The sequence below is a fragment of the Bacteroides mucinivorans genome, from assembly GCF_034654355.2.
Classification (GTDB): Bacteria; Bacteroidota; Bacteroidia; order Bacteroidales; family Bacteroidaceae; genus Bacteroides; species Bacteroides nordii.
This window is the reverse complement of sequence record NZ_CP178179.1, coordinates 163,381-177,658: the sequence shown is the minus strand read 5'-3', so window position 1 is coordinate 177,658 and position 14,278 is coordinate 163,381. Positions and strand designations below refer to the sequence as shown.

Below are 14,278 nucleotides of genomic sequence, written 5' to 3'. Positions count from 1 at the left end.
CCTAATATAAAGCACCAATCATCACATAATAAAAAGAATAGACTTCCGGTAGATAAAAAAATCTACCCAAAGCCTATTCTCTATAAAGCCAGATCTCAGATTTTACTCCTGCGGTTCTATTCTGAATGCATATGAATAAGTCTTGTTCTTTTCAATCAGGAATTCAGGACGGGGTTGCGGACCGCAACTTGCATTACCTAATCCACGCTGGATACAATCAAGTGAAAGTATTGTCTCTGCCCGGCGAATCAAATCAAAATCATGTGTATGTGAAATGGTATTGCAAAGATCTTTTTCCGTAGCATGAAGAGCAGAAAAAGCTAAAGGTCCTTCGGATACAATGCGAATACCCCGATTGGCTTTATCGGTCAGAGTAACCCAACGAATATCGCCCCGATTGCCCATGGATTCCGAACGTACATAATCCTCTTTCATACCCGTCACTGTATTCCGGTAGATACCAAAGAAAGCGGAAGTCTGACGGTCGGTATAATTCTCGTGAGGACCTCTACCGTACCATTCTACCTGCTCTAATGACGGATTCAGAAAAGCCCGGAGTCCCAAACGAGGCAAAGCAAAATCTTTTCCGGTATGGAAACTGGCTTTCACATCAACTACTCCGTAAGCAAATACAGTATAGGTAAGTTCATAAGGAACCACTACTTCCGACTTCTGAAGAACAGTAGCAACAAGTGAAGTGGTAACCGTAGCGGTCTGTTTATCCTCCGATAACTCCCAGGAGAAATCTTTCAACTCAATCTTCTCTTCATTGTACGGGAAAGAACGTTTATCATTACTAACCGTACGATACCAATTGAATGCGAATCCCTCTCTCTGATAGATCATCTCAGTACCCGCATATATCAGAGAATTCAATTCGCCGCTATGCTTATCGAAAGCAACAGAGAAACCATAGGAACAGAAACGCAAAGAATGTTTCGTGTCTTCTACCTGCAATGTAGCAGCCTTTGTATCTACAGGGCTTGCCACAGTAGCAGGACGTTCCGTCACACGAAGCTGTTCGTTTGCAACCACATAACCTGCTTTGGCCCAGGTGGCAGGTGCTTTCAGGCAAGCTTCAAGATTGAGGAAATATTCGGCAGAAGTATCTACCCCATCTTTCAAAGCGGGTATAGTTAATACTACTTTCTTATTAGGAGCCACATTCCCCGGATCAAGCACACCGGATTGCACCTCCCTACCGTCCTTCAACAAAGTCCAGCGAATAGAGAAAACATTCAGATTCAGAAAATCATAGCAGTTGTCAATTTCTACTTTACCTTGTGACAAATCATACGGACGGAATTTGATATATTGATATACCTTCTTTACTTCCAACAGTTTGGGAGTCACTGCCCGGTCAGGAGTAACAATACCGTTACAACAGAAACTATTGTCATTGGGCTGATCTCCAAAATCACCTCCATAGTAATAGCGATTGGGAAGTTCATCCGATTTATTAATTCCCTGGTCTACCCAATCCCAGATACACCCGCCAATCATGCGTTGTGAGTGGTTCTCTATGAAATCCCAATACTGATCCAGGTTGCCGATAGCGTTTCCCATAGCATGAGCATATTCGCACATGAAATAAGGCTTATCAGTTGTACGGGCATCCATGGACTTGATGCCTTCTATGGAAGGATACATATTGGAGTCAATATCGGTAATGTCATTCTTTCCTTCGTAATGTATCGGACGATTATCCAGTTTGCGGGCAGCTTCAAGTACACTGACAAAGTTATCACCATCTCCCGATTCATTTCCCATTGACCAGAAAATAACCGATGGGTGATTCTTATCCCGCTGTATCATACGTTCCATACGATCTACATAAGCCGGAATCCAGGAAGCTCTTCTGCTGATACCCATGTTACCATGGCATTCAATGTCAGCCTCATCCATTACATAGACACCGTAATAATCACACAATGCATACATACGTGCATCGTTGGGATAATGGCTGGTACGAAGCATGTTGATATTATAACGCTTGAACATCAGCACATCCTGTAACATTGACTCCAACGGAACGGATTTTCCGAATTGAGGATGAATATCATGACGGTTGGTCCCTTTAAAGAACACAGGTTCATTGTTGACATACACCCGTTTGTTTTTAATCTCAATCTTGCGGAAACCATATTGGGTATGTGTTATTTCAACGGTCTGATGGTTTTTATCTTTTAACTCCATTACTACGGTATAAAGATTTGGAATCTCGGCAGACCACAACCGGGGATTACGAACTTCAAAAGCGAGCGTAATACGCTCCTCCTTCCCGGCAGGTAGAACAGAAAGGGAACGGCTTACTCTGTTCAGTTCTGTCCCATCCGCATCAAGTAAAGACATCTCCAGTTGCATACCTGCTGCTTTCTTCTTGTCCAGGTTGCGAACAACAGCTTTAGCATTCAATGTCACTTTACTGAAATCATCTTCCTCCCACCCGGTGGTGAGATGATAATCCCGTAAGTTCACCCTGGGCTTAGCCACCAGATAGACATCTCTGAAAATACCACTCAGCCGAAACATATCCTGATCTTCCAGATAACTGCCGTCACTCCAACGATAAACCTCCACTGCAAGTGTATTATTACCTGTCTTTACATAAGAAGTAATATTGAACTCAGCATCTTCGGTAGCTCCCTGGCTATATCCTACCTTCTTGCCATTGACCCACAAATACATGGCACTATAAACACCATCAAAGTGAATAAAAACAGGCGTATCTTTCCATTCTTCGGGCAGAACAAAGTCTCTGCGGTAAGAGCCTACAGCATTGGGTTCTTTCTCCGTTGTGTAGCCATGCTGCGGCTGAATAAACGGGGCATTATTGCGGAACGTATAATTGATATTCGTATAAATCGGCGTACCATATCCGTGCATTTCCCAACAGGAAGGAACCGGAATTTCCTTCCAGGCAGATACATCATAAGAAGGCTTATAGAAATGAACCGGACGCTCGGAAGGCTGCTTCACCCAATGGAACTTCCAGCCACCATTAAGTAATTGATACCAGGGAGAAGATGGACGCAACCAGGGTTTACGATAGGCAGAATCTGCCACCATCTGCTGATGCGAAGGATAGGATATAAAAGTGTTATGTCCCGGCTCCTTATTAATGGCAAAAATCTTCTCATTCTCCCAATCCTCGGTACTGGATGTTTTCCAACGTTCTTCATCAATATCGACCTGTGTTCTCCGGAGGGTCCACGTCTGGCTTTTCAACGAAACATCCGCGGGCATCTGATAGGCAGGTTCGCCCACCAGTCCGGCATCACGGTAACCGATATTCATACCGCTGGTTTTACTGGTGAAAGTATAAGTGTCTTTTCCTACTTTTGTAAGCTTCCATACCTGGTTGGTATTTCCGGGATTGGCTGGCCATTGCGCCAACGTACTTCCACTACCGGAACGGGTTCCGCCATTATCAATACCTTTATTAACAGCAGGACTGACAATAATATACCAATCATCTTCTACAGGGATAAAACACCATGCCTGAGACTTTTCGTTCTTACCCGGAGAGGCAAGAAAAATATTCGTCCCGTTCTCCCGGCTATTCTGATTGTCGAGTACCAGACCGTGGTCACTGATGATCTCATAATATAAATTAGGATCTATTTCCTGTGCATGGGCCGTAAAACCACCAATTACTCCCCAAATAAGGGATAAAACAACAATAAAAGACTTCATAGGTTATCATTTATATAAATAATCATTCTCGCAACCGCTCTATCACCTTGAGTAGAATGAATATCCATTGTATCCAAAGTGCCTGACCTTACAAAGATATGTGCCGAAACACGAATCGAACTTCTTTTTTGTGACAAAAATGTCTTCAATAATGTCTTTACACTATTGAAGTCACTTTTGTCACGAAAATAGACACTTATAGATGCGATTCCTACGATAGAGTCTCATCTTTATGATTATGAGCCTCGCGGAACTCTCTTGGAGTGGTATTGAATCTTTTATCAAACTCTTTATAAAAATGAGAACGATTATTAAATCCCGACTTATAGATAATCTCCTGAATCGTGAGCTTTGTAGTCTTCAATAATTTGGCCGCATGATGAACCCTGTAATCTTTGATAAAGTCTTTTGGTGGTAGCTGATCAAGTTCTTTAAACTTGCGATACAAATTACGAATACTGAGCTGCAGATAACTCGCCATATCTTCGGGAGAAAGTTCGGCATTATCCATATTCTCATTAATAAAGGCAATCACATTTTGCATGAAGTCTTTATCCTCTTTCTGCATAAGTTGCCCGTTTGTAAACTCATATGCACTGGCAGAAGAGTTATAGTACTCCTTCAGTTTATTACGATTATCGAGTAACCGGTCTACCACTGCACACAGATAGCTTGCATTGAACGGTTTCGGTATATAAGCATCTGCTCCCGCTTCGATACCCTCTATTTTTTCTTCATTCGTATTCTTTGCCGAAAGAATGATCAATGGAATGTACATCGTATGCTTATTCTCTTTGATCTGGCGAGTGAGTTCAAAGCCATCCGTTCCCGGCATCATGACATCGGTAATAACCAGATCGGGCACCTCAGCTTTCAGGATAGCCATTCCCTTCTCGCCGTCATCAGCTGTTACTATCCGATATTTGTCAGAAAGAATCTCCTGAACTAATCCCAATATCTCTTTATTGTCATCAATAACCAATATCTTCGCTTTCATGTCATTTGGAAGTTGCTCTGACGAAACAAGCGGTACAGGTATCGTTTCATTCTCAGTTGTTTCAGACATTTCTGCCTTATCCGGCTGATGGGAAGAAACAGAGGAAATCTGTTTTCCATCTGTCAACGGAGTTAACTCCAGTTCGGGCAGACTCACAATGAATTCTGCATATTTATCAACCTCACTTTCGATATGAATTTCCCCTTTTAATAACTCAACCATACTGTGGCAAATAGCCATTCCCAAACCGTTACGGGAAGAAAGCCCTTTGACTGCATTCTCTTCTATATTATCCAATATGCTATACCGGTTGAAAATAAGTTCCCTGTTTTCTTCGCGAATACCTTTCCCGGTATTGTACACCCGCAACAAGAGGTGGTTATTTTCAGTCAATACTCTGATACGAATAATACCTCCCTCCGGGGTATATTTAAAAGCATTGGAAATCAAGTTATTCAGTATCTTAGACAAACATCTGAAATCCGTATTCCAGTAAATGGATTTATCGACTTCCACCTCAAACGTCACTTTGTTTTGCTCCGCCAATTCGGAGAAGGAAACTGAAAGATCATTCAGCACTTCGTTAATATTCACCTGCTGGATATTACATGTTTTATGCCCGGTCTCCATCCTTCGGAATTCGATAACTTCCTGTATCAGTGCATTCAAACGTTCTGTATTCGATTTGATTAGCTGGACATATTTCCGGGTAAATGAATCTGTATTCGGATGTGTCAGAATTCGTTCACACGGTCCGTAAATCAAAGTCAATGGTGTACAGAACTCATGCGTAATGTTGGTGAAGAACCGCAATTTTTCTTCATATACTTCTTCTTTATGACGTTCTTCAAGCTTTTCGGCAATGGCTTTTCTTTTCCGCTCATTTCGTTGCCCTATCCAGCGGAAAACATAGAAACCAATACCAATAATCAGCAACAAATAACAGATTTTGGCATAGATACTAAAATACCAGGGAGGGAGAATAACAATAGTAATACTTTCATCTTGATCTTTAGAACCATCGATACCACTGTTATAACGTACTTTTAACACATATTTCCCCGGAGGAATGCTTGTGAAATGTGCCTCGTTTGTCTGTTCAGTATTCATCCAGACATTACTGAAGTTTTCCAACAAGTATGAGTAACTGCTATTTGCCCCATTGATAAAGTCCATAGCAACAAAAGATATGGAGAAGAAATTTTGGTTGTGTTTCAATTCCAGATATCGATTCTCGCCTTCTCCTTTCATCAAATCGTTGATATTGTAGTCTTCATTGAAAATACGTAAACGGGTAAAATAAATCTCGGGCACCATCTTATTTTCTGTTATGGAATCCTCTTGAAGCCATACCACTCCATTGATCCCACCAAAAAAGATAGAACCGGTGAACGGACTCTGATAATAGGCATTATCACTAAACTCAAAAACATCCAAACCTGTTTTGTAATTGTATTGACGAAAGACTTCACTATCGGGGTTGAACTGAATAATACCGGTATTGCTACTGAGCCACAAATTACCACGGCTATCTTCTTTCATCCCATGTATCGTATTATTAGGCAAACCTTTATTTTCACTGTAACTGGTAAAAGACACACTGTCTTCCTGATAGCTGTCCAAACGGGTCAGACCATAGCTGGAGCCGAACCACAAACGTTGTTTACTATCCTTCAGAATACAAAGAATATCATCAATAGGCGGAATACCCACTTTGTTAAACCGGATATTCTGATAACTACCTGTATACATATTGAAACGAAACGCTCCAGAACCACGTGTACCGAGCCAAAGAATAGAATCATTCTCGGCATACATCGAATAAATCTGTATATCAAAACGCTTACCTCTCACCTCTGAGAGAAAAGCCTTGCTCTCCTTGACAATAGGTTTATTGCCCTTCCACTCCACCGACAGTTTTAACAATCCTTTGTCTGCTCCTACCCATAAAACAGAATCACTGGCTTCATGAATGGTATGTACATACCGGGCATCGGAAATACGATGTATCTTCTGATCATCATAAGAATAATAACTGATTCCAGGTCCATCGGAACAAATCCAAAGAATATTTTTCCGGCTCAGTGAAAAAGCGAAAACAGAATTATTGGCCAATCCATCCCGCATCGTATATTGAATGACATTGGAAGAAGAATATTCCTTTGCCGTGCGATAGTTCTTGATGCAGATTACACCATTATCTTTTGTTCCAAGCCAGAGGTTTTCGTTTTTATCTGTCTGAATAGCACGAACCGGGCGTTTTTTCTTGATAGGAAGCTGATTCAAAGTTATGTTACAGAAAGTATAAGCATCTTTTGTATAAGCAAACACACCTTGCCCATCAGTACCAATCCAGATTATATTCTGTAATTCGTCTTTCCACAACGAAAAAACGCCACAATTTATATCAATCTTTTCACTTCTATAGCCTTCCTTTGCAATAAGCCGGAACAAGCCATTGGTCTTAAAACCAATCAGAATATCGTCATCATCAAAAATGACGGTAGAGATAATACCGTTCTGGTTGACAAGTTCAGAGATATTCGTGATATACTCCGCCCTCCCCTTATTTACTGTATATAAATCACGCTTGAGATCAACAAAAGCGAAACGCCCCCTATTATAACAGAAGTTTGTTATTTCTACCGAATGGGTGAGACCGGGATGCCTCACTATTCGGGGTATCTTTTCATTTTTGAAGTCGACAGTGAACTTCCGGACTTTACCTTGCAGTGTAATCCAGATAGTATCATTATCATCAATGGTAAAATTATGTGCATATAAGTTCGTTATATCCTCACCAACAGAGATATCTATGAACCTTTTATTCACCTCATCGTAAAACGAAATGAATCCCTGTTTACCTAATACAAAAAGATGATCTTTGCTGTCCTTTGCTATAAAATAATTATCACGAAACTCATCATAGGATTCTTCTATACTGTTTTTTTTACGGGAGAGTTTATTCAGTCCCCACTTTGTATTTACCCATAAGCTCTGGTCTTTTGTTTCAACTATTTCTCTTATTACATTGCTCGAAAGACTCTTTTGGCTATTGACATGTGGTTTATAGACATAAATATCCCGGCCATCATACATATTCAGTCCGTCATAAGTACCCACCCACAGAAAGCGTTCGCTATCTTGAAACAGACAGATAACTGAACTATTTGAAAGACCATCCCGATTGGTTATCTGCTTAAGGTTATGAGAATAGGCAAAGAGTGTAACTAAAGAAAATATTCCTATCAAAAAGCTCTTGATTCTTGTTTTCATATTATTCTACATAAGGTTAAATTCAATTCATGGTAAAACACGATTTTCTTCAAGCAGTAATCATCTAATATACATTAATACTTTATCACCTGTACAAAAGGCTCTTTTACATTACAAAGAAAACAAAAAAGCAGGGATTGACAAAAAGAAAAGAGTATGAAATGATATCTTTAGAGAGCTATTACTCATGCGAATCAGTAGCTGATCAGATAAATAGTACTCTGTGAAACTTTGTGTTACTCTGTGGTGAGTTTCGCTCATATCTGTACGGTTTTGAGCTTAATGGTGTTTGTCATTGCCATCAGTCTCTTTCTCCGGTATTGATAAAGCTCTATCCCGTAGAGTAACGTAGGAAGCCTCGGTGGGTAACATTGTTTTAGATGTACATGTAAAGCAGTACGACATGTGCATGTGGGACAGCACGACATGTGCATCTCATGCTGCTTTACATGTACATCTAAAACAAGACTACTCACCGGGGAAAGGGACGTTCCTTTCTAAGAAAGACAAAGTACAACACCGAACAAGGGGATCGATACCGTCTATGGATACTTCCGCTACCGAAAAGATTGGGCCATAAGCTTCGTCACTGATCGGTTTTGAGTGTATTTCACCACAGAGTAACACGGAGTTCCACAGAGTTTAAATCTTTATTGAAACGCAGATGATCGCAGATTTTCGCAAAGAGAAACAAATAGATGATAAAGAACTACAGTCTTTTAATCTGCGTTCTGTGTTAATTCGCGTTTTATCAGATAAATAGTACTCTGTGGAACTCTGTGCTACTCTGTGGTGAGTTTTGCTCATGTCCGATCAAAAAAGCAATTTCGCTGAATAAAAATTAGTATCTGTCTGTATATGTATCACATGCAATCCCGACAAAGAAAGTTGTTTCTCATAAACTCCATTAAAGTATTGATCTTTCCATACTGATCTTCCTACGGAATCATAGATACAAATACTCCCGCCACTCCCATTTTTCACTACAACTTTTAATCTTTTATCTTCTATGGTTACAGAATATGGCTTCAGATCGGAAAGCACATTTCCCAGGCCAACCGAAGTATCCGAAAGTAACTGGAATTTAGATAGCTCCAGATTATAATTATCCCGGCGTCCCAATTCTTCCAAACGGAAGTATTTGTAGGATTTCATCCGGTTTGCGACATACTTATCAAAAAGCTTTGCCAGCTTCCCGCTACGTTCCAGATTGCTTATCATTTCATAAAGCATAATGCCACTAAGATGGATAGATGAGTCGGTTACAGTATTTTCCGGAAATTCGGCCCAATTATGTCCGAAAGTTAAATTATCTCCTTTCAGCATGGCAGTATGGTAACAAGACAGACCATTTTCAAGAAAGAAGCTGGTAAACTCTTCTTCTGTCTCTTCATCCAGTACATTGTCTGTGATCATCTGAGCCAGATAACGCATAAAGATACCTTTGAATAGCCCTCCGTCACCAGAGTTTTCTCCTTTCAAAATGCCAAAAGGAGAGAAACGCTTCCGGTCGTTTACTACATATTTAGCGGTAGTCAGTGCAGAATAATAGTACTTTTTATCCTGAGTAATGTTATACAATTCCAAACAGCCTCCCAACCAGGTGCCTTGATTGTAAGTCAGGAGCATTCCTTCGTTATAGTTACCATAACCATCCCAGACACCACCATATTCGTTGACCAGCGACACTGACATCCAATCATAAATCTTTGTAGCGAAGTCCAGATATTCCTGTTTACCGGTTTCTCTGTAAAGACGAGCAGCCAGAATCATAGCAGGGCCATTGGAACAGGCATTCTTAGAATTCGGACTATTTTTCTCCCACATCACACCTCCACCATGCACATCGGTCCATCCCCCTTTTATGTAGTCATAAAGTTCGGTTGCCACATCCATCCACTTCTGTTCCTTCGTAGTCTGATAAGCTCTTAATGCAGCAATGGCCATCCATTCCATATCATCGTAGAAACTGTTCCACCAGGCATCTTTTTTTGAAGTATTGTTTCGAGGAACACCCATATAGAGTTGATTCATCTTCAGCTGATAAGCTTGTAATTCACCACGTGAACCGCCAACTTCCACCCTACGTTGATAACCATCTACCAAGGCATCCAGGGCATGTGCCATCCACCAGTAATTAAATCCGGTATGAGGAGGAATACTATTCTTTTGCAAATAGTATTGTTTGGTATTATCCCAGTAACGAATATTCAAAGCCTCATGAGATAATTTAGCAAGTTCATACCAGTCAAGTACTTTTCGATTAAGATCGGTCAAGGAAAATTCCATTGAGGCATGCGAAATATTAAAGAAGTTCCGGTTAGTCTGCCTGTCTAAAACATCCCACTGCTCACCATCATTAGAGGCTTTCAAGACCCAGCTACGCGGAGCATTCCCATTGGTTCCCGTACAGATGCGATAACTCTTTAGCTGGATAGCAGAAGGCAATTCGTACTGAATATACCCACCATTGACAGAACGAAAAACAACTCCCTGATTCATATCATCCGAGACCAGATTTTCCAGTTTTCCTTCTGACAGCGAATATGAAGAACGAATAGTAGCTTCGCTAAGATCTACCAACCGATCATTACTAACCTGATAACCCAAAAGCTGTAGTTCCGATAGTGCTAAAGACTCTCCACCATTCACCTCAGTTATACTGATACGCCACCACTGGCGGGCAAGTTCTCTTCCAACAGAAAAGTATTTAGCGGTATAAGCATCTGCAAAAGTCTCAGCATTCACTCCTTGTATCGCCCTCCCCCAATTTTGTCCGTCCTCCGAACATTTTAAGTTCCAGGACTTCGGGTCATTTTCTCTCCCTGTATTACCATTTACAAGATTAACTCCCGTAACAACCAAAGGAACCGGAGAATAAAAATCAATAGACCAGGCTCCGTCAAACTTATCAAGTGTATAAACCGTAGTCAGTGAATTATCAATCAGATTGTTTATCAGATTCTGATCTCCATAATTGACCGTTATAGTCAGATTCAAATCTGTCAGGTCATTATAGGCAACTACTTCCTGTGCCTGTAAATTCAAGCAAGGAAACACACAGCAGGCAAGACCGCATACCGTTTTAAGATGTGTAATAATCGATTTTATATACATATAGATATTGTTATAAATAGATTTAAAAAGTAAAGTATCGTTCCACAACCAAAGAATGGTTTCTGCGGTTCTAATCACAGAAAAGTCCTCACTTAATGGCTGTGGAACGGTACTTTACTTTTTAGAGTCTGAGAAAATAAGAGCTTGTTTAAATTTTCCTCTCAAAAGAATGCTAAGTAAAATTTAGACAAGCTCTAAGCTTTCCGCATTATTTTCTGATCAAGACTTTATTTGTTTGACTTCCACTGGCATTAGTCGTTACAACAACATATAGGCCTGCTTGTACAGGAACATTGGCAGAAGTGGCAACAGTGCCCTGAGCTACCATTGTACCGGTAGTTGTATAGACTTTATACACCGTAGTTTCCTGAGCAGAGATAGCAATAACTCCATCCTGAGCAGACACTACTGTATTATTTTCATTGGCAACAGGAGTTGTGATTCCGACGCCAGGACCAGAATTCGGGAATTTCTTAGGAGTTTGTTCTGAATTCAAGAACTGTAACTGTACAAACTGGATATCATTTCCACCGTTAATAGCGGTAATATCTAATTTAAAATCCCAATATTGCTTGCCTTCAGGAATATCAACATAAAAACGATAACAAGTATAGCGGGCATTTAGTAGCGGAGTAAATGAATATTTATTGATTGATTCCCAAGCCAGCGGATTACCATTGTCATCATATTGACGTCCATATAATGTAAACTCTGTCGGGATACGTTCAAAGTTTCCATAACCGGTAGTCATTGTAAATGACTTAATATCCAAAGGTTCGGAATATGATTCTGCAGTAGTAAACTCCAAAGACATCGTTTTCGTACCTGTCTGGCAAAACTTGGTTCCCCAATTATTATCAAACAAATTCTTAACTTCCTCATTTTTAATACCACTTACCGAACTTGTCCACATCAATGCACCGTCTTCCGGAACAACTGCCGTATAATCTTGGGGATATCCCGAGCTTTTTGCCGTATCAGTATCTTTACCGGTAGGTACACCAAAAAGTTGGAACTCCTTAATGTCAATAACCCCTTCTCCACTGGCTACTAATTTAAAAAGATTAGTTCCGGTAGCAGCTAAGGCATTTAAAGTTGCACGATAAACACTTCCACCCTCTGCAGCGACAAAACCAATACCTGTAGACTCCCAGGTAGCTCCGTCATCATAAGAAGCCTGTACACTCCAGCTTGTCACATCACCTGTATTTTCATCACCGGGAGTCACTAAAGCACCCGTTACAGCAATATTGGGAGAAGCAGTATCAACAATCTTTATAATCATCTCCAAATCATCAGCATTTACCTTTAATGAAGTATTTTCATTATTGTCAATTGCTTTATAAACTTCTTCTTTAGAAACACCATCGATTGTTACTGCAGCCTCATCGGTATAGTCCCACTCCAAACAGAACGTTTCATCTTTAGGTTCGGGAATAGACAACTCAGACTCAGTTACTGTAAAATAATCCAAATTAGCTGTATAACCACCATAAGCTCCGACTTCGATACGGTTGGTACCTGCCTTCAGATAAACCTGGGTAATAATAGTTGCCGGATTCCCTTTGGTTCCGTTCCAACTTGTATCTTCTGATTTCTCAGAGAACTGAGCAATACTCTTTTTCTGTTTGTTTACTTTAATATAGCATTTTCTATTTGTATCCGTACCAAAATAAATAATTGACAGGTCATAAGTACCATCAGCCGGTACGTCTGTCAATTCAAAAGCAATAGCGTTATTACTTGCCATATTAGCCACAACAGAGCCACCTGAAGCCGTTGTCTCTTCCGTAGGAGTATCAACTTTAACAGCCGTTCCCGAATGATAAAAATCAAATGCATCTTCTGCCTCTACTTTCACTTCGTAAGCAAATGCACTGAAAGCTGTAAACATCAGCATACCGCCTAATGTTAATCCTTTTTTCCAAAAATCAAGATAGTTTTTCTTCATAATAGTAAATTTTATAAGTCAATATATGAAGAGCCTCCTCCTCACAGGAAAGAGGCTCCGTTACTTCTTTATTTATTCAGTTACACTCAATTTTACAGAGTGGAAATAAGACTCTGGTTCCGGCTGAAGCATTACCCGGATATCAACCAACTGAGCCTCATAAGAGAGATTGAACTTAAAGGTATATTCTCCGATAGTAGCTGTTGGATCTACCATGTCCATCGTCCAGTAATCCAAAGCCGTAGTTTCCGTAGGGTTTTCTGCAGGCGGAGTTTTATTATAACTACCGAATGGTACGACTATCTCGTTTCCGTCTTTATCTGTTTCTATCATCCGGAATTTGTACATCTGGCTTTTCCCTCTACCGAATTTTACCCATTGTAGTTCGTAGTTTGTCAATTCCCAGGTAGAATTACCAATAAATGTAAGTGGTACCAAAGTATTGTCTACCCACCAAAGATTGAAAGACTTAACCTCGTTTATAGTACAGGTTGCTTTTGTGAAATTCAGTACAATATGGTAAATCTTATTGTTACCTTCGATCATTCCATTACTCTCTTCTACCAAATTAGTGCCATCAGCCCTGAAACTACGTATATCTCCCTCTTTGGCATTTACAAAAGAATACGTACCATTGCCCAGTTTCATAAAACCTTCGTACTCACTATCTGTAGTCTGTTTCAGAGGAATTGCATTGGCAATATCTCTCTGTCCTGTAGCTTCACCATATACAAATATCGCTTTGGGAGTTTCGGCAAATCCCCCCTGACGGGTTACTTTTATTGTACGTACTGTAGAATTAACATGTTCCACTAATCCGGTGACGGCACGTATACGCCAATAGATCTCGCCTGTTTGTAAAGGACGTATCCCTGTCCGCTCTGCGATTACATTCATTTGTTGTTGCGACAGCTGAACAACATTAGCATAGCCCAGTTTGTCCGGTGTTATAGTCATTGAAGGAGTATCAAAGTTCTTATCCTTACCGGCAAATTGTACTTCATAAAAGACCGTTGTACCATCCGAAGCCTTTGCGCGATCCCAAGACAAATCTACATACTCTCCCGGATCAGTATCCGTGTAAGAAATAGTAACTTCCAAATCAGGAGTTAATACCTGAAAATTGCCAATAGTAACAGGTGTTGTTTCATCCTCCGAACAACTCACAGCCAGACAGCTGCACAAGAACAATCCTAAATTTTTAAAACTAAATATATTTTTCATAACTGTACTCTTTGGTA

The 14,278-nt window shown here is 40.3% G+C and carries 5 protein-coding genes; all 5 read right to left on the bottom strand.

Annotated features, from left to right (window positions below; genetic code table 11):
• Positions 1-102: 102 nt before the first annotated feature.
• The 5 genes from VCM39_RS00555 to VCM39_RS00535 all read right to left on the bottom strand — a co-directional run bounded on the left by VCM39_RS00555 (position 103) and on the right by VCM39_RS00535 (position 14,261).
• Positions 103-3,696, bottom strand: coding sequence for a glycoside hydrolase family 2 TIM barrel-domain containing protein (locus tag VCM39_RS00555; RefSeq protein ID WP_322932349.1), 3,594 nt, complete (start codon positions 3,694-3,696; stop codon positions 103-105).
• A 211-nt stretch (positions 3,697-3,907) separates the two neighbouring features.
• The gene (locus tag VCM39_RS00550) at positions 3,908-7,969 is read right to left on the bottom strand and encodes a response regulator (protein WP_322932348.1); all 4,062 of its coding nucleotides are present in this window, start codon (positions 7,967-7,969) and stop codon (positions 3,908-3,910) included.
• 813 nt (positions 7,970-8,782) lie between these two features.
• Complete coding sequence (locus VCM39_RS00545) at positions 8,783-11,086, bottom strand: glycoside hydrolase family 76 protein (protein WP_322932347.1); 2,304 nt, start codon at positions 11,084-11,086, stop codon at positions 8,783-8,785.
• A 208-nt stretch (positions 11,087-11,294) separates the two neighbouring features.
• Positions 11,295-13,037, bottom strand: coding sequence for a hypothetical protein (locus VCM39_RS00540; protein WP_322932346.1), 1,743 nt, complete (start codon positions 13,035-13,037; stop codon positions 11,295-11,297).
• 72 nt (positions 13,038-13,109) lie between these two features.
• Positions 13,110-14,261 (bottom strand): SusE domain-containing protein, encoded by a 1,152-nt coding sequence (locus VCM39_RS00535; RefSeq protein ID WP_322932345.1) that lies wholly within the window; start codon positions 14,259-14,261, stop codon positions 13,110-13,112.
• Positions 14,262-14,278: the final 17 nt, after the last annotated feature.

Coding starts and splice junctions, on each gene's coding strand:
- VCM39_RS00555 (WP_322932349.1), bottom strand. CDS start 3,696: ATGAAGTCTTTTATTGTTGTTTTATCCCTTATTTGGGGAGTAATTGGT.
- VCM39_RS00550 (WP_322932348.1), bottom strand. CDS start 7,969: ATGAAAACAAGAATCAAGAGCTTTTTGATAGGAATATTTTCTTTAGTT.
- VCM39_RS00545 (WP_322932347.1), bottom strand. CDS start 11,086: ATGTATATAAAATCGATTATTACACATCTTAAAACGGTATGCGGTCTT.
- VCM39_RS00540 (WP_322932346.1), bottom strand. CDS start 13,037: ATGAAGAAAAACTATCTTGATTTTTGGAAAAAAGGATTAACATTAGGC.
- VCM39_RS00535 (WP_322932345.1), bottom strand. CDS start 14,261: ATGAAAAATATATTTAGTTTTAAAAATTTAGGATTGTTCTTGTGCAGC.